This window comes from Roseovarius ramblicola, assembly GCF_042430665.1.
GTDB lineage: Bacteria > Pseudomonadota > Alphaproteobacteria > Rhodobacterales > Rhodobacteraceae > Roseovarius > Roseovarius ramblicola.
This window is the reverse complement of record NZ_JBHMEC010000008.1, coordinates 149360-165869: the sequence shown is the minus strand read 5'-3', so window position 1 is coordinate 165869 and position 16510 is coordinate 149360. Positions and strand designations below refer to the sequence as shown.

At 60.8% G+C, this 16510-nt stretch carries 15 protein-coding genes and 1 tRNA gene; 9 read left to right on the top strand and 7 right to left on the bottom strand.

Annotated features, from left to right (window positions below):
- Window positions 1-5 precede the first annotated feature (5 nt).
- From ACFFU4_RS04340 to ACFFU4_RS04320, 5 genes are all read left to right on the top strand, one after another.
- Window positions 6-209 carry a hypothetical protein gene (locus ACFFU4_RS04340; RefSeq protein ID WP_377067415.1) on the top strand — a complete coding sequence of 68 codons (204 nt, stop codon included), beginning with the start codon at window positions 6-8 and terminating at the stop codon, window positions 207-209.
- A gap of 211 nt (window positions 210-420) precedes the next feature.
- Window positions 421-2442 carry a type I restriction-modification system subunit M gene (locus ACFFU4_RS04335; protein ID WP_377067413.1) on the top strand — a complete coding sequence of 674 codons (2022 nt, stop codon included), beginning with the start codon at window positions 421-423 and terminating at the stop codon, window positions 2440-2442.
- On the top strand, window positions 2442-3797 hold the full coding sequence (locus ACFFU4_RS04330) for a restriction endonuclease subunit S (protein WP_377067817.1): 1356 nt from the start codon (window positions 2442-2444) through the stop codon (window positions 3795-3797). Before ACFFU4_RS04335 ends, ACFFU4_RS04330 begins: the two co-directional genes overlap by 1 nt.
- Window positions 3794-4675 (top strand): hypothetical protein, encoded by an 882-nt coding sequence (locus ACFFU4_RS04325; RefSeq protein ID WP_377067411.1) that lies wholly within the window; start codon window positions 3794-3796, stop codon window positions 4673-4675. Before ACFFU4_RS04330 ends, ACFFU4_RS04325 begins: the two co-directional genes overlap by 4 nt.
- On the top strand, window positions 4672-7638 hold the full coding sequence (locus ACFFU4_RS04320; RefSeq protein WP_377067409.1) for a type I restriction endonuclease subunit R: 2967 nt from the start codon (window positions 4672-4674) through the stop codon (window positions 7636-7638). The genes ACFFU4_RS04325 and ACFFU4_RS04320 overlap by 4 nt, the downstream gene beginning before the upstream one ends.
- A 167-nt stretch (window positions 7639-7805) precedes the next feature.
- Here ACFFU4_RS04320 and ACFFU4_RS04315 read toward each other — a convergent pair whose 3' ends face one another.
- The 3 genes from ACFFU4_RS04315 to ACFFU4_RS04305 form a co-directional block, all read right to left on the bottom strand.
- Window positions 7806-10913 (bottom strand): efflux RND transporter permease subunit, encoded by a 3108-nt coding sequence (locus tag ACFFU4_RS04315; RefSeq protein WP_377067407.1) that lies wholly within the window; start codon window positions 10911-10913, stop codon window positions 7806-7808.
- A gap of 22 nt (window positions 10914-10935) precedes the next feature.
- A complete protein-coding gene (locus ACFFU4_RS04310; protein ID WP_512700570.1) occupies window positions 10936-12045 on the bottom strand; it encodes an efflux RND transporter periplasmic adaptor subunit in 1110 nt (369 codons plus the stop codon).
- Between the two features lie 105 nt (window positions 12046-12150).
- Window positions 12151-12756, bottom strand: coding sequence for an SOS response-associated peptidase (locus ACFFU4_RS04305; protein WP_377067405.1), 606 nt, complete (start codon window positions 12754-12756; stop codon window positions 12151-12153).
- Window positions 12757-13011: 255 nt separating this feature from the next.
- Here ACFFU4_RS04305 and tnpA point away from each other — a divergent pair, with 255 nt between their 5' ends.
- Both tnpA and tnpB read left to right on the top strand, forming a co-directional pair.
- The gene (tnpA, locus tag ACFFU4_RS04300; RefSeq protein ID WP_377067403.1) at window positions 13012-13419 is read left to right on the top strand and encodes an IS66-like element accessory protein TnpA; all 408 of its coding nucleotides are present in this window, start codon (window positions 13012-13014) and stop codon (window positions 13417-13419) included.
- Window positions 13416-13601, top strand: a complete 186-nt coding sequence (gene tnpB, locus ACFFU4_RS04295; protein ID WP_377067401.1) for an IS66 family insertion sequence element accessory protein TnpB — start codon at window positions 13416-13418, stop codon at window positions 13599-13601. The genes tnpA and tnpB overlap by 4 nt, the downstream gene beginning before the upstream one ends.
- Window positions 13602-13685: 84 nt before the next feature.
- Here the strand turns inward: tnpB and ACFFU4_RS04290 are convergent, their stop codons facing one another.
- Window positions 13686-13823, bottom strand: a complete 138-nt coding sequence (locus ACFFU4_RS04290) for a hypothetical protein (RefSeq protein ID WP_377067399.1) — start codon at window positions 13821-13823, stop codon at window positions 13686-13688.
- 82 nt (window positions 13824-13905) lie between these two features.
- Here ACFFU4_RS04290 and ACFFU4_RS04285 point away from each other — a divergent pair, with 82 nt between their 5' ends.
- Window positions 13906-14217, top strand: a complete 312-nt coding sequence (locus tag ACFFU4_RS04285) for a hypothetical protein (protein ID WP_377067397.1) — start codon at window positions 13906-13908, stop codon at window positions 14215-14217.
- Here the strand turns inward: ACFFU4_RS04285 and ACFFU4_RS04280 are convergent.
- The 3 genes from ACFFU4_RS04280 to ACFFU4_RS04270 form a co-directional block, all read right to left on the bottom strand.
- A complete protein-coding gene (locus ACFFU4_RS04280; RefSeq protein WP_377067395.1) occupies window positions 14199-15059 on the bottom strand; it encodes a tyrosine-type recombinase/integrase in 861 nt (286 codons plus the stop codon). The two genes, ACFFU4_RS04285 and ACFFU4_RS04280, sit on opposite strands and share 19 nt — an antisense overlap.
- Window positions 15060-15079: 20 nt before the next feature.
- Window positions 15080-15469, bottom strand: a complete 390-nt coding sequence (locus ACFFU4_RS04275; RefSeq protein WP_377067393.1) for a DUF6538 domain-containing protein — start codon at window positions 15467-15469, stop codon at window positions 15080-15082.
- Between the two features lie 150 nt (window positions 15470-15619).
- A tRNA-Ser gene (locus tag ACFFU4_RS04270) sits at window positions 15620-15709 on the bottom strand.
- Window positions 15710-15990: 281 nt separating this feature from the next.
- Here ACFFU4_RS04270 and ACFFU4_RS04265 point away from each other — a divergent pair.
- Entirely contained in the window at window positions 15991-16491 is a 501-nt protein-coding gene (locus ACFFU4_RS04265; protein ID WP_377067391.1) for a hypothetical protein, read from the top strand.
- Window positions 16492-16510 lie beyond the last annotated feature (19 nt).

Sequence of the window (16510 nt, the reverse complement as noted above, 5' to 3'; positions counted from 1 at the left end):
GCGAGGTGACGGCCACGGTGCTCTGGCTGCGCGAGCACCAGATCGAAGCCCGCTGCGTCAAGGTGGTGCACTACCGGTTCGGCGAGGAGATCTTCGTCGATCTCCAGCAGGTGATCCCCACGCCGGAGGCGGCCGATTACATGATCAGGATGGCCGAGAAGGACAGTGAGGAGAAGTCGGCCAACCCCGAGCATTCGAGTTTCACCTGACCTGCCACTGGCGGCGCATGTCGCTCTCATCGCTGAGAGCTACCGGGCGAGCTTCCATTGACCGAGCTTGCGAGCACCAATCGTTTTGACCGCACCGCCGGCATCGCCCACCCCAGAAAGCGCGCCGCCTGAAGGCCGGCATCTCGTTATGCGGCCCTTGCACTATCGAGGCGCACCGCACATCCTGAACGAGAAAAGGTCAGGGACGGTGATGAGCAATAACGATATCAAAAGCCTCGGGAGTTTCGTCTGGTCGATCGCCGAGCTTCTCCGGGGTGATTTCAAGCAGTCGGAATATGGCAAGGTGGTGCTGCCCTTCGTGGTCCTGCGGCGACTCGACTGCATCCTGGAAACGACCAAGCAGGACGTTCTCGAAATGGCGGCCTCGCTGCCCAGGGACATGGACGACGAGGCGCGCGATGCGCTGCTGTCAGGTGTCGTCGGCTCGAACATCCGTCTCTACAACGAGTCGCGCTTCACATTCGCCACGCTCAAGGGGCAGGACCCCAAGGACATCCACCGCAACCTGATTGACTACATCACGAATTTCTCCGGCAATGTCCGCGACGTGTTCCTCGACAAGTTCCTGTTCACCGATCAGCTCAAGCGGCTCAACGACGCCGGGCTGCTCTATCAGGTCTTCGACCGGTTCACCCAGATCGATCTGCATCCCGATACCATCTCCAACCTGGAGATGGGCTATCTCTTCGAGGACCTGATCCGCCGCTTCTCGGAAATCTCGAACGAAACGGCCGGCGAACATTACACCCCGCGCGAGGTGATCCGGCTGATCGTCTCGCTCTTGCTGATCAACGACCGTGATGCCCTGACCGGCACCGGCGTCATCCGCCAGATCTATGACCCGGCGGCGGGCACGGGCGGCATGCTGTCGATCGCCGAGATGGAGATGAAGGCGCTCAACGACCGCATCCGCGTCGAACTCTTCGGCCAGGAGCTGAACCCCGAGTCCTTCGCGATCTGCAAATCCGACATGCTGGTCACCGGCCACAACCCGGAGAACATCGCCTATGGCAACACGCTGACCCAGGACGCGCATGCCGACCGGCGGTTCCACTACATGCTCTCCAATCCGCCCTACGGCGTGGACTGGAAGAAATACGCCGACCCGATCAAGGACGAGGCCGCCGAGCAGGGCATGTCCGGGCGCTTCGGGGCCGGGCTGCCGCGCATCTCGGACGGGCAGTTGCTGTTTCTCCAGCACATGATCTCCAAGATGCGCCACGACGAGCAGGGCTCGCGCATCGGCATCGTCATGAACGGCTCGCCGCTCTTCACCGGCGGGGCCGGGTCGGGCGAGAGCGAGATACGCCGCTGGATGCTGGAGAACGACTGGGTCGAGGCGATCATCGCGCTGCCCACCGATCTCTTCTACAACACCGGCATCCAGACCTATGTCTGGCTGCTCACCAACCGCAAGGACAAGGCCCGGCGCGGCAAGGTGCAGTTGATCGACGCCAGCGGCGAGCGGTTCTGGAAATCCATGCGCAAGTCGCTCGGCTCCAAGCGTCGGGAAATTCCGCCCGAGGCCTGCGATCAGATCACCCGGCTCTACGCCGAGATGCTGAACGGCGATGGTGACTGGAGCGACGTGTCCAAGATCTTCGCCACCACCGATTTCGGCTATCGCGAAATCCGCGTCGAGCGTCCATTGAAACTGGCCTTCGCTGTCACGCCAGAGGGGCTGGAGGCGCTGCGTGAGGCCAAGCCCTTTGCCAGGCTCGACGAGGAGGAGCAGAGCGCCATTCTGGAGTCGCTGGAGCAGCATCTGGCGGGGGGGCGGTGGGTGAGCCGCAGCGCATTCGACGCCGCACTCAGTGACGCGCTCCAGGCCGCTGGCGTCAAGATCGGCGCGCCGGTGCGCAAGGCCATCCTGGGGGCGCTGTCGGAGCGCGACGAGGCGGCGGAGGTCTGCACCGACGCCAAGGGCAATCCCGAGCCCGACACCGATCTGCGCGATCACGAACTGGTGCCGCTGAACGAGGACTGGCGCACCTACGTGCAGCGCGAGGTGCTGCCCTTCGTCCCCGACGCCTGGGTGGACAAGAGCCACATCGACGCCCAGGACGGCGGCGTCGGCCGCATCGGCTACGAGATCAACTTCAACCGCTATTTCTACAAATACGTCCCGCCCCGCCCGCTCGAGGAGATCGACGCCGAGTTGAAGGCGCTGGAAGCCGAGATCGCAGGGCTGCTGAAGGAGGTGGTTGAGTGATGCTTGACGCCTCGCAGCACGAAACACCTACATCTTGGGACCGCAGAAAGATCAAGTTCCACCTCTCCGGGTTCTTCGGGGGTGGAACGCCAAGTAAATACAACCTGGACTACTGGACCGATGGGACTGTTCCATGGGTCACGCCCAAGGATATGAAACGCCGGATGATCGACACGGCGGAAGACCTGATCACGGTAGATGCCGTCAAGAACAGCGCTACGAACATGGTGCCACCAAGTTCAGTCTTGATGGTGGTTCGGTCGGGTATCCTGAAGCATTCGTTGCCAATCGCTTTGAATACTGTGCCAGTCGCGCTGAACCAAGACATAAAAGCGTTTCGCTTTCGCCGTTCCCTGCTGCCCGAGTTCTTCGCGTATTGGATCGAGGGGCAACAAAAAAAGAAGCTGCTCGAATGGTGCCAAATCGGTGCAACGGTAGACAACATCGACATGGATGCGATGTTGAATGGTCAGATCGCTGTCCCCGACCTCGCAACCCAACGCCAGATCGCCGACTTTCTGGACCGTGAGACCGCAAGAATAGACCTGCTGATCGAGAAAAAGCAGCGGTTGGTGGCTTTGTGGAACGAGCGCATCAATGCTGAGGTTTCGGGCATCGTATTTCAAACCGACCGATTAGATGGCGACCTTGTTGAAACTGGCGTGGATTGGTTGGGTCGCATCCCGTCATCGTGGCAACTCAGTCGCATCGGTTGGGAACTGCAAAGGATCACTTACGGGTTCACGAACCCGATGCCGACCGAAGACGAAGGTCCATTTCTGCTCACTGCGAACGATGTGAACTACGGTCGCATATTGTGGGAAAGCGCACGTCACACGTCTCAACACGCCTTTGACCACGATCTGACCGACAAGAGTCGCCCGAGAAAGGGCGATGTGCTTCTGACAAAGGACGGAACACTGGGACGCGTCGCCATCCACGACGGTCGCCCTGTTTGCATAAATCAATCAGTCGCTCTGCTTCGACCGCGGAAGAACCGCGTCACCAGCGAGTTCCTTGCAAATGTCCTGCTTTCTCGTCGTTACCAAGATCGAATGGTGTTTGAAGCAGGTGGCACCACGATCAAGCACATCTACATCACGCGACTTCAGAAGATGCCGTTCCCTGTTCCGACAATGGACGAGCAGCGCGCGATCAACGCGAAGATCAATTTAACACGACAGCGGGTGGCTCTGCTGGATGACAAGATCAACGCCTCCATCGACCGCCTCAAAGAATACCGCTCCGCCCTGATCACCGCCGCTGTCACGGGGCAGATCAACGTGGAGACCTACACCAAATCCGGAACCCCCGCCCGCCGTCTCGACGCCATTCAAGAGGAGATGGGCTCGTGATTCCAAGCTATGAAAAACGTCAAATCTCACCCGATTGGAGGCAGCGTCTGGCACCACCTACCGTTTGGGAGTTCCAGAACTATTCGGGATGGAAATCTTCCATTTTATACCTTCTTAATGACGTGATCGACGAAGACGTTCGGGCTAAATTCCTCGATGAGCCGCCAGAGTATATCGTTGGAGATAACCTCGATTGGCTCGATGGAATCATTGAGGCAGTTCATGGTTGCAAAAGTGACATCGGAGAACTCCTTGTAAATCGCCTGCGCACGCATTATCGCGCTTTCCGCGCGACCCATGGCACTCGGACGGCCGACCTGGCGTCATTTTATGAGAAAGGTCTATTGCCTCTCGACCCGAACCGAATCCACGATGAGTTGCGTTCTAGGTTCTTGAATGGGCGCTTTCGCGATGTGGGAGAAGCACAACTTGAGGCGGCAATGGAGGATATGGGAGACGTTGATGGTGGGGGCAGGGAAGGTCGTCTTTACTTTGAGGCGAATCAAGATTTTCTGATACAATTCTGTGCTCACTACATGATCCACGGGAGCGAATACCTACACTGTCTCGCTATTCGCTTGGGCAATCCTGACCGATTTCGAGCGGAGCTGCGTAAAGAGGGCAAACCAGTCGTATTCGTCTGCGATGTGCCAATGGCATTTATTTCCTCAAGATCCCTAAGGGATTTTGCGGGAACCACGCTTGAGTATATTTTTAAGGATTTCTTTTTCGACGGAGATTTTGAGCCAGAGCCTTACCAAGGCGCAGGGTTCTCCATCCTGCAACCGCTTTGTCCGCAGGCGATAGTGGGGCATTTTTTTCCAGCGAAGATGCGGGACCCTCATCGTGGAGGAATTGTAACGGACGGATTCTCATGACCGACACCCACACCACCGCCGACATTCACCAGGAGAAGGTCTTCGAGGCCCATATCGTCGCCTGCCTGACCGCTGACCAGGGATACATCGAGCGCGATTGTGCGGCGCATTATGACGTGGCCCACGCGCTCGACACCGAGCTGCTGTTCCGCTTCCTCAGGACCACGCAGCCCGAGGCATGGCAGACGCTCGAGGACCACTACAGCGCGCAGGCCGAGGCGGAGGTGCTCAAGCGGCTCGACAAGGCGCTCAAGGATAACCCGACCCACGTGGTGCTGCGCGACGGCATCAAGCTGGTGCCCAACATCCGCTTCGCGCTGTGCTTCTTCAAGCCCGCCTCGAATCTGAACCCCGATCTGACGCGGCTCTATGAGGCGAACATCCTGTCGGTGATGCGCCAGGTGCATTACAGCGCCAAGGACCCGAAGAAATCCATCGACATCGTGACCTTCGTCAACGGCATCCCGGTCGCGACGCTGGAGGTCAAGAACCTGCTGACCGGGCAAAACGTGCGCCACGCCGAGAAGCAGTATCGGCAGGACCGCTCCCCGGCGGGCGAGCCGCTCCTGACATTCAAGCGCGGCGCGATCGTGCATTTCGCGGTGGACCAGGACAACGTGTCGATGACCACGCGCCTGATGAATGGCAAGACCCGGTTCCTGCCCTTCAACCGCGGCCGCGACGGCGGGGCTGGCAACCCCGATGTGCCGGACGAGAACCGCGTCGCCTATCTCTACAAGGACCTGCCCGAGGGGCGCGCGGTGTTCTCGCGCGAGGTGCTGCTCGACCTGATCGGCCGGTTCATCCACCTCGAACGCAGCAATGGCAAGGAGGTGCTGATCTTCCCGCGCTTCCAGCAGTTCGACGCGGTGCGCAAGCTCTTGGTCGATGCGAGGGGGCAGGGGGCCGGGCAGAACTACCTCATCCAGCACAGCGCCGGGTCGGGCAAGTCCAACACCATCGCCTGGACCGCGCACCAGATCATCAACCTGCATGACGAGGACGACAAACCGCTCTTTGACACCGCCATCATCGTGACCGACCGCCTGGTGCTGGACCGGCAGTTGCAGAACACCATCGGCGGCTTTGCCCAGACCGAGGGCGTGGTGAAGAAGATCGACGGAACGTCCCGCGATCTGAAGGACGCGATCCTCAGGGGCGCGCGGATCATCATCACGACGATCCAGAAATTCGGCACCGAACATCTAGCGACGATCTCGGGCCAGGCCGGGCGCAATTTCGCGGTGATCATCGACGAGGCCCATTCCTCGCAATCCGGCAAGGCCGCACAGGCGATGAGCGACGCGCTGACGCGCGACGCCACCAGCTCGGACGACATCGAGGACCTGGTGCTGGCCTTCCAGAAGGCGCGTGGCCCGCAGAAGAACATCTCGTTCCTGGCCTTCACCGCGACGCCGCGCAACGTGACGCTGGAGCGCTTCGGGCGCATCGGCGCGGATGGCAAGCCGCACCCGTTCCACCTCTACTCGATGCGCCAGGCGATCGAGGAGGAGTTCATCGTCGATGTCCTCAAGAATTACATGACCTACAAGGCCTATTACCAGCTTGAGAAGACCATCGAGGACGACCCCGCCTTCAAGGGCCGCAAGGCGCAGGCCCGGGTCGCGCGCTACGCCTCCCTGCACCCCACGGCGATCGACCAGAAGGTCGAGGTGATCGTCGAGCACTTCCGCCGCCATGTCGCCAAGGAGCTGTCCGGTCAGGCCAAGGCGATGATTGTCACCCAGAGCCGCGAACACGCGCTGCGCTACTGGCAGCAGCTGACCCGCTACATCGAGGACAAGGGCTATACCGGCCTAAAGGCCCTGGTGGCCTTCTCGGGTGACCTGACCATCGACGGAAATGTCTGGACCGAGGCCACCGCGAATGGTTTCGCCGAGACCGAGCTGCCCAAGAAATTCGACACGGACGACTATCAGGTCCTGGTGGTGGCCGAGAAATACCAGACCGGGTTCGACCAGCCGAAGCTGGTGGCGATGTATGTCGACAAGAAGCTGGCGGGCCTGCAGGCGGTGCAGACGCTGGCCCGGCTGAACCGCAGCTATGGCAAGGACAAGCCGACCTTTGTGCTCGACTTCCAGAACACGATGGAAGAGATCCGCGAGGCGTTTGCGCCGTTCTTCGAGGCGACGGCTCTGGAGGAGCGCACCGATCTCAACCAGATTTACGACCTGGAACAGCGCATCACGAACGCGACCTATATCCATAAGGACGAGGTCGCGCGGTTCGCGGATCAGTTCTTCAAGGGTGACCTGACGACCCAGGACCGCCTGGCGCTCGAAGGCACCGTGCGTCTCGCCTTGGAGCGGTTCATCCTCGATGAGGACGAGACCCAGCAGGAGGAGTTCCGACAGCTCCTCAAGAGCTTCCTGCGCTTCTACGCGTTCGTCGCGCAGGTCGTGTCGCTCAACGACGCCTGGCTGGAGAAGCTCTACGCCTATTCCGCCTGGCTCTCGCGCCTTCTACCGTCACGCGATGTGCCCGCCGACATCACCATCACCGACGACATGCTGACCCTGTCGGCCTTCAAGCTCCAGAAGGGCGAGGAAGGCAGCGCGTCTCTCGCGGCCGGTGAGACCGCGACGCTCGATCCGATCACCGAGTTCGGTGCGAACGCCTATACCGAGGAGGAGGAGCGGTCGCTCTCGGAAATCATCGACTCCTTCAACGAGCGGCACGGGACGAGCTTCTCACGCGACGATTTCCTCCGCTTTGAGCGCGTCACCCGCGAGATCATGGACGAGGACATGACCGAGATGGTCCGCAACAATCCCGCCGACGTGGTCTACAACGCGTTCTCGCAGGCATTCTTCGAGGGTATGGTCAAAATGTTCCAGAACGACAACGAGATGCGCAACATCGTCATGACCGACAAGGACGCTCGCGAGCAGGCCACGCGGCACTTTTTCAAGCGTGCGCAGAGAGCGGCGCGAGAGGGGTAAGAGTCACAGAGAGACTCGTGGAGGGCGTCTGCGTTCACAGGCACCCACGCCGTCGGCAACAACGTTGCGCGACTCCAGGGGCCGTTTTGGGCGCCCTACAAGTGCAGATTGATGCTGTCGGAGTTCGAGCGGTTCAGGCCAAATGTCGAATGCTTTTCAGAGATTATTTAACTCTTTTTCGCTGACACGTTGAACAGGCGCGTCACGATCACGAAGAAGAGAGGCACGAAGATTACCCCCAGAACTGTGCCCGAGATCGTCCCGCCAAGCACCCCCGATCCGATGGCGTTGCGACCGCCCGAGCCTGCGCCGGAACTGAGCACCAGCGGCAGCACTCCAAGCGAAAACGCCATCGAGGTCATAATGATCGGCCGGAACCGCTGACTTGCGGCCACGGCCACGGCCTCGATCACCCGATCGCCGGCCTCGTAGCGGTCTCGGGCAAACTCCACGATCAGGATCGCGTTCTTGCCGGTGAGGCCAATCACCGTGAGAAGGCCCACCTGAAAGAACACCCCGTTCTCGAAGCCGCCCAGCCATGCCCCGGTCAGCGCACCGACGATGCCGATGGGCATCGCCAGCATGACCGCGAAGGGGATCGACCAACTTTCGTAAAGTGCTGCGAGCGACAGGAACACGGCGGCCAGTGACAGCGCGTAAAGCAGCGGTGCCAGATTGCCAGACTCGCGCTCCTCTAACGACAGGCCGGTCCAGGAAAGCTGGAATCCGGAACCAAGCTCTCCGGCGAGGCGCTCCATCTCGGCCATTGCTTCGCCGGTAGTCACGCCCGGCGCCGGGGAGCCCTGCACCTGCACCGACGGAATACCGTTGTAGCGGTAAAGCCCCTGCGCGCCGTAATCCCACGTGCCTTCGGCGAAATTCGAAAACGGCACCAGCCCGCCGCTGCCGTTGCGCACCCGCCATTTCTCGATATCCGAAGGCGTGGCGCGTGCCTCGGCCTCGCCCTGGACATAGACGCGTTTGATCCGGCCCTGATCAAGGAAATCGTTTACATAGGTCCCGGCCCAGGCGAATTGCAGCAACTGGCCGACATCATCGGGGGTCAGACCCATGGCCCCGGCCTTGCGCCAGTCGATATCGAGGTTGAACTGCGCCGCGTCCTCCAGCCCGCTGGGGCGCGCCGAGGCGATCATGTCGCTTTGCGCCGCCGCCCCGAGAAGCTGATTGCGCGCCGCGACGAGATCTTCGTGGCTCTGGCCGCTGCGCGCCTGAAGGTAGAAATCGAAGCCCGAGACGTTGCCCAACTCGATCACCGATGGCGGGACGACCGGGAAGACCTGTGCATCGCGGATCTGGCTGAATGCGCCGAAGGCTCGACCGGCAAGGGCCTGCACGCTTTGTCCCGGCTCGGTGCGCTCGCCCCAGTCCTTGAGCTGCACGAACGCAAGACCCATGTTCTGCCCGTTGCCCGAAAAGCTGAACCCGACCACACCAAACATCGACTCTACGACCTCCGATTCCTCGTTCAGATAATAGTTTTCTACCTGCCTGAGCACGTCGAGCGTGCGCTCGGCGGTCGATCCCGTCGGGGTCTGGATCAGGGTAAAGAGGATGCCCTGATCCTCTTCGGGCAGAAATCCCGTGGGCGTGCGCACAAACAGGAAGGCCATGCAGACCGCAAGCGCAATATACATGCCAAATACGCGCATCGGACGGCGCACAGACCAGCGCACCGTGCCGGCATATCCGCCGGTGAGCGCGTCGAATACGCGGTTGAACCACGCGAAGGGACCGCGTTTCGCGCCACGACCCGTCTTTGGCCTGAGCAGCGAGGCACACAGCGCCGGCGTCAACGTGATCGCCACCACGACCGACAGCGCCATGGCCGACACGATGGTGATCGCGAATTGCTGATAGATCACGCCGGTCGAGCCAGGAAAGAAGGCCATCGGCACGAAGACCGCCGACAGCACCATCGCGATACCCACCAGAGCGCCGGTGATCTGGCCCATGGATTTGTGCGTGGCCTCGCGCGGGGGCAGGCCCTCTGCCTCCATGATCCGTTCGACATTCTCGACCACCACGATGGCGTCGTCGACCAGCAGACCGATGGCCAGAACCATGGCCAGCATGGTCAGCGTATTGATCGAGAATCCGGCCACGGCCAGCACCCCGAACGTGCCCAGAAGGACCACCGGCACGGCCAGCGTCGGAATGAGCGTCGCGCGCAGGTTCTGCAGGAAAAGGAACATCACCAGAAACACCAGGCCGATCGCCTCGAACAGGGTCTTGACCACCTCTTTGATCGAAATTTCGACGAAGGGCGTGGTGTCGTAGGGGACGACGTATTCCACGTTGTCGGGAAAGAATTTTTGGAACTCGGCCATCCGGTCCTTGACCGCACGGGCGGTATCCAGCGCGTTGGCACCCGGTGCGAGAGTGATCGCCATCCCTGACGCCGGGTCGGTGTTGAACCGCGCCGTGGTGGCATAGTTCTGCGCGCCGATCTCGACACGCGCGACATCGTCCAGGAGCACTAGCCCGCCATCGGTTTCGGCTCGCAGCACGATCTGGCGGAAATCCTCGGGGGTGCTCAGCAGCGATTGCGCGGTGATCGTGGCGTTGAGTTGCTGGCCCTCAACGGCGGGACGCGCCCCGAACGCGCCGGCGGTGATCTGCGCGTTCTGCGCAGAAACGGCGGCCACGACATCCGACGGCGTCATCTGGAAAGCGGCCAGCTTGGCCGGATCGAGCCAGATACGCATCGCGTATTCCGCGCCGAAAACCTGAACCGATCCGACACCCTCGACACGGCTCAATTCGTCGACGAGGTTGGTCGTCATGTAGTCCGACAGATCCACCTGATTGAGGCTGCCATCGGTCGAGATCAGGCCGATGACCATCAGGAACCCGGCCGAGGATTTCTCGACAGTGATGCCCTGCCTCTGGACGACTTCGGGCAGCAGGGGCGTGGCCTGTCCCAGCTTGTTCTGCACCTGCACCTGCGCGATATCGGCATCGGTGCCGGTCTCGAAGGTCAGGGTGATCTCGGCATTGCCCTGCGAGGTCGAGCGCGACGAGAGGTAGCGCAATCCGTCCAGCCCGGTCATTTGCTGTTCGATCACCTGGGTGACGGTATTGGCCACCGTCTCGGCGGCCGCACCGGGATAATTGGCCGAAACGCTGATCGAGGGCGGCGCGATCGCGGGGTATTGCGACACTGGCAGCAGTCGGATCGCCAGCACCCCGATGCCCATGATGAGAATCGAGATGACCCAGGCGAAGACCGGCCGGTCGATGAAGAAACTTGCCATACGCCTGTGGTCCTTCGCCTGATTATTCTTCGCGGGGTTCGGGGGCAACGGTCGCGCCCGGTCCGGTCTTCTGGAATCCGGCCACGACGATACGGTCACCGGGGGTCAATCCCTCGTCTACGACCCAGTTGCTGCCTTGATCCTGCACGATGTTGAGTTCGCGCTCCTCGATCACGTTCTCGGCGTTCACGACCCACGCCCTGGGGCGTCCGCGCCGATCGCGGATGACACCTTCCTGCGGGACGAGGAACACCGCCTCGGCCACCTCGACGGGCATGTCGACCTGCACATACATGCCGGGCAGAAGCAGAAGGTCAGGATTGTCGAACTGCATGCGCAGAGTGACGACGCCGGTTTGCGGATCGACGTTCGGCTCGGCGGCCTTGAGCTGACCGGTCTCGGAATAGTCCGAGCCATCCGCAAGGATGAGCCGCACCGTTGCATCCGCCCCCCGCAGGGCCTCTTCGGTCTCGCCTCGCCGCCAACGAAGCAGGTCGGCGGCAGATTGGGTGACATCCACATAGACTGGATCAATATTCCGGATCACAGCCAATGGCTGTGCCTGACTGGCGGTCACAAGCACGCCTTGCGAGGTCTGCGACAAACCGATCAGTCCCGAGAGTCGCGCGCGAATGGTGGTTCGCGATAGCTCGATCTCGGCGGAGTTGAGCCGCGCGCGGGCAAGTTCCAGACCGGCCTCGGCGCTGTCGCGTGCCGATGTCGCCTCGTCGAGCGCCTGCTCACTGGCCACGTTGCGCGATTGCAGTTCAAACAGTCGTCTCGCCTCGCGTTCCGCGGCGCGCAACTGCGCCTCCGCCTGGGCCACACTGGCGCGAGCCTGGCGGACCGTCGCCTCGTAAGTCGCTCGGTCGATCTGGTAGAGCGGGTCGCCCTCGGCCACTTCCGCCCCTTCTTCGAACAAACGTTCGGTGATGATCCCATTGACCTGTGGACGAACTTCAGCCTCTGCCGAGGCGACCACGCGGCCCGGTAGGAGCGAGGTTAGCGTCACGTCTTCTGGAGTCAGGGTGATCACGGTGACCGGAACCGGTTCCTGCTGTGCCTGTGCGGCACTCATCAGGGGGCACACACAGGCCGTGAGGGTCAGAAGGAAGCTTCGGAGATCGGCCATCGCAAATCCTTTTAATGTCGACATTAACGGCTGCACTCTTTATAAATTTTCCGGTTGGAAATGGCTAGCGCGCGACTAATGGCAAGCGGGCAAGAAGAGAGGCGGTTAGGTTTCTGGCCGCAGGGGGTCATCCTTGATGCCAAACCGCGCAACCGGATGGTGCTTGACGCGGTAGATCGCGCCCAATTCCTGTCGATCTGAGCCTGACAGCCAGTCTTCACGTTCAGTGCTGTCGAGGATCACCGGCATGCGGTCGTGGATCGGGGTTACGGTGTCATTCGCCGCACGCGTCAGGATCGCGCAGGTGCGCAGGTCGTTCCAGACCGACAGCAGCCCGGCGAACCACATTGTCTCCTCGTTGCCGGCGCTAGAGAAGAAATGCGGCTGCTTGGGGCTCATGGTGCCGGTCCACTCGTAGTAGCCACCAGCAGGGATCAGGTAGCGGCCATAGCGCCACGCCCCTCGAAAACTGGGCTTGGTTGCCGCGTCTTCAATCCGGGCGTTGATCGTGCTGGCGCGCCAGTCCTTCAGATCGCCCTTGTGCCAGCTTGGGATCAGGCCCCATCGTGCGCAGGTCAGCTCCTGGCCCACGAGCACATAGACCTCCTGCGTCGGCTTGACGTTGAACCAGCGCGGGAAGGGCGTGATCTTGAGCTCGGAGAACTCGAACTCGGTGCCGCGCAGGTTGGGGTCTATGAAGCGTCCGCCCATAGGCAAAGGATGAGGGGTCCTGTGCCGATTCTACAAGCATTTGCACTTTCGACATCGGCCCGCTGATCCGCCGATATCTCAAGGCCACCCTCGAGGCCATCGCTGCCGGTCACCCCGAAAGCGGAATCGACGACCTGCTGCCCTAAAACTTCCAGCCGTCAAGCTGAAAGGCCCGCGGGACGCGGCCGGCGCTTACGTAAGCCTGAACCGAGGGCCGTCTGATCGCGGCTGTGATCCGATGGTAAGTCCGAATTTATGTCCGACTTTATCCACCGCCCGAAAATTGAAGTTCTGTCCGCATCCGATGGCGGTCGCCGCCGGTATTGGTCCGATGATGACAAACTGCGCATCGTGGAGGAGAGCTTCGTCGGCCACCGCCAGGCGGCAGCCACGGCGCGGCGGCATGGCATTTGCCGATCGCCGCTGACCACGTGGCGGCGGCAGTATCGCAACGGTGAGCTTGGGTCTTCTCACCCAAGATCGTTCGCGCCGGTGACCGTGACGAAGGAAGCTCCAGCGTCCCAGGCAGGTCGCGGTGACCCCTGTCGACCTCCGGATTGTCAGGTTGAGATCGCCTTGTCGAATGGGCGACAACTCATCGTTCCGTCTGGTGTGGATGCAGATGCGCTTGCCGGGATCCTGTCAGTGGTGGACGGGCCATGATCGCGTTTCCGCCCGGTGCGAAGGTCTGGATCGCGGGCGGCGTGACGGACATGCGGCGGGGCATGAACACGCTGGCGCTACAGGTGCAGGAAGGGCTCGGCCGCGACCCCCATGCAGGCGAGATCTTCTGCTTCCGCGGCCGTCCCCGCCATGCGAATGTCCGCGATGAGTTGATCGTCTAGATTGGCAACGCGGCGCATCGAAAGTCTGTTTTCCGCCCGACATGTCGAGCAGGCTAAGAATTTTGCACCAATACTGCATCGCGATTATCCCTTTTCGGATGAGCCGCACACGAAGCACGCCCAGTCCTCCATCATCTCCCGCCGCTTCTCGACCATGTCGGTTCGCCTGTAGGCCCGCTCCACGTCGCTGCCGACCGTATGCGCGAGGGCGATCTCGGCCATGTCGCGCGGGTAGTTCGTGCGCTCCGCGGCCGGGTCAATTTTATATCGGCGCTAAGAATGGCACACCAGGTCGCCATGAACGATGGTCGAGGAAATCTGGGCGCGCCTTTTTTCTTCGGGATCCTGCATCCTACGCATGATGGTCGGGGCCGACAATTTTTTTCGAGAAAAGCGTAATCGCCGGGCGACTGATTGCTATACAGAAGGTATGAGCCGCACTGACCTGAAATCCCTGCAATCTGCGCACCGGAAACTGGCGGTGCTGGTGCTGCACGATCCGGTCTATCTACCGATCTTCGAGCGGATCGAGAAAGAGATTGCCTTGTTGAGCGATCAGGACGACGCCATCAGCCGCGCCCGTGCTGCCGCTGCCCTTCAGAAGCAGGTTGGTTGAAGGATCGCCTGCAGGTTTTCCAGCGAGGCACCTTTGCCGTAGCGCTCGCGGTTCAGGGCATGCCCCATCAGATCACGCCGCACGCGCTCGTCAACATCCGCTGCAAGCAGCCGATCCTCGAACGAGTGCCGCAAGCCGTAGAGGGTATGTGCAGGCGTCTCCAGCAGGCCGTGTGTGCGCAGATACTTGTTAACGGTAGCACTTAGACTTGCAGATGTGCGGCGATACCTTGGAAAGCCTTCAGGATTGCCGCGCATCGCCTCAAGCGACACACCGATCAGAGGAATCACGCGCCTTGCATTCCTGCTCTTCAGCTGACGTTCGTGTGGCTCGATCTTGATATACGGAACGTTGCTATCCAGAACGATCTGATCGGCGGTCAGTGATGCCAGCTCGGACGGCCGCGCACCTGTGTTGATCATAGCGAGCAAGATCGCCTTCGCTTCATCGTTCAGCCCGTCCAGCGCACCGGGCGCGAGTAACTCGTTCCGAATCCAGCCGGTAGAGAACGGTGGCCGCTGCCTGGCTTCCCCCTCTTTGAACGAGAGATCGGAGAGCGGCAGAACCAGGTTCAGCCGCTTCATCTTGTTGACCGTCTTCAGGACGTTGCCAAGATGGATCAGATCCTTGTTGGCACTGTTCGCAGTCAAGTCCTGAGCTTCCATCCTTTCCAGCCACCATCCGCGAAAGTCGAGCATGTCGTCGCCGGTGATATCGGCGAGAGGCTTGTCGCCGATGACAGCGACAAAGTTCTTGATCGCCTTAATTCTCGGATTTTTCCAGCGGCGCACCTGATCGTCGCTTTTGCCGCGGAGTTGATCGGCCGTAAGATCCCAATACAATTCAAGCGCGCGACTGACGGTTATTGCTGGTTGTTGCGCGCCCCTAGCAGCGCCTCGGCATCGCGAACGTCCGGATCTGCATCGGTTCCACCCACGGCTGTGATACGCTCCAGCAGTTCATCCCTGGGCAGCCTGGCCACCTGTTCTGCACGCAGGTATCGGAAGCCCCGGGCCGCGGCCAGGTCACGCGCCGCAGCAAACCTTTGTTCAGCATCCGAGGTGTCACCGGCGAGCTTGGCTTCCCAGGCTTCTACAAGCGCCTCCCAGGCAGGTCCGGCCTTGCGTTCGGCGACTGTGGGGCTGTCGGTGTGAAGGGCCAGCCATATGAACTTGCGCGACTCGACCGACTCATACCGCTTCGGAACCCGCTTATAGAGCGACAGTGTTTTTCCGCGCTTCTTGATGGCCATGCCTCAATATCCCCTGACTACGGGGCCAAGTATTACAAAATGTATAGCAAATTGTATAGCGCAAACAGCTGCACTGGAAGAGATCAGAGTGGGATGCCTCTAAAATGGATTTAAAATCAGATATTTATTTTAAATTATCGATGAGGTTGGTGGCGGAGACGAAGGGATTCGAACCCTCGAGACCCTTCCGGGCCTACTCCCTTAGCAGGGGAGCGCCTTCGACCACTCGGCCACGTCTCCGCCGACGGGTATAACCGCGCAAGCTCACGATATACAAGGCGAAATTCCACTTCATGCCCAAATACGGATTCGGTGCCTCAAACCCTTGAAATGGCACGGGAAGGCACCGGAAAGCACCGGGTTTGGGAAAGATCTGGTCAATTCCCTCACGCGGGTTCGCGCCTTCGGACACCGATTGTTTCAGCGGTCACAGCCGATCTCTCCCGACTCGGAAGTTGGGCGCATTGTTTTTCCCAACTGCGTCTAACGAACCGATCTCTTCTCCACGAGGAGATTGATGTATGACAGCTCAGGTTACAGACCCCGGCTCCGCCACGTTGGAAGAGCTTACAGCCTACTGGCGAATGCCGTCCAAGCGCGCCACCCGGGAACTCGCCCGAAAGCTTGGTCTTCGCCGGGTCCGCGGCAATTACCCTTGGTTTGCGATCTGGCAGATTGAAAGGCTTGCACTGCCCTCCCGCAGACGGTGGGAGGAACTCAAGCGCCCCCACCTCACCACAGCGGATCTTGGCGAACTGCTCGGCGAGTCCGAACGGTCCGCCCGCAGAAGGGATGCCGCGAAGCCGGATGCGAGTTTTCCTGATCCGTTGCCGATCCGAAAAAAGCCAAAGCTCTGGCGGAGCGCTCAGGTTCACGCCTGGTGCTCAGGCCTACCGGTCCCTGTCTATCAGTCGAGCTCGAAATTCCTTCCGACGAGGAAGAAAGCACCGCCGGAAACGAATTCGAAAGTGCCTGCCAATGTCTTCGATCCGTTCGCTCAGAAACGATCTGCGGCCAAATAAAACGACAAAATGACAGCAT

Coding starts and splice junctions, on each gene's coding strand:
- ACFFU4_RS04285 (WP_377067397.1), top strand. CDS start 13,906: ATGGTCGAGGAAATCTGGGCGCGCCTTTTTTCTTCGGGATCCTGCATC.
- tnpA (WP_377067403.1), top strand. CDS start 13,012: ATGTCCGACTTTATCCACCGCCCGAAAATTGAAGTTCTGTCCGCATCC.
- ACFFU4_RS04275 (WP_377067393.1), bottom strand. CDS start 15,469: ATGGCCATCAAGAAGCGCGGAAAAACACTGTCGCTCTATAAGCGGGTT.
- ACFFU4_RS04315 (WP_377067407.1), bottom strand. CDS start 10,913: ATGGCAAGTTTCTTCATCGACCGGCCGGTCTTCGCCTGGGTCATCTCG.
- ACFFU4_RS04290 (WP_377067399.1), bottom strand. CDS start 13,823: ATGGCCGAGATCGCCCTCGCGCATACGGTCGGCAGCGACGTGGAGCGG.
- ACFFU4_RS04335 (WP_377067413.1), top strand. CDS start 421: ATGAGCAATAACGATATCAAAAGCCTCGGGAGTTTCGTCTGGTCGATC.
- tnpB (WP_377067401.1), top strand. CDS start 13,416: ATGATCGCGTTTCCGCCCGGTGCGAAGGTCTGGATCGCGGGCGGCGTG.
- ACFFU4_RS04320 (WP_377067409.1), top strand. CDS start 4,672: ATGACCGACACCCACACCACCGCCGACATTCACCAGGAGAAGGTCTTC.
- ACFFU4_RS04265 (WP_377067391.1), top strand. CDS start 15,991: ATGACAGCTCAGGTTACAGACCCCGGCTCCGCCACGTTGGAAGAGCTT.
- ACFFU4_RS04305 (WP_377067405.1), bottom strand. CDS start 12,756: ATGGGCGGACGCTTCATAGACCCCAACCTGCGCGGCACCGAGTTCGAG.
- ACFFU4_RS04330 (WP_377067817.1), top strand. CDS start 2,442: ATGCTTGACGCCTCGCAGCACGAAACACCTACATCTTGGGACCGCAGA.
- ACFFU4_RS04310 (WP_512700570.1), bottom strand. CDS start 12,045: ATGGCCGATCTCCGAAGCTTCCTTCTGACCCTCACGGCCTGTGTGTGC.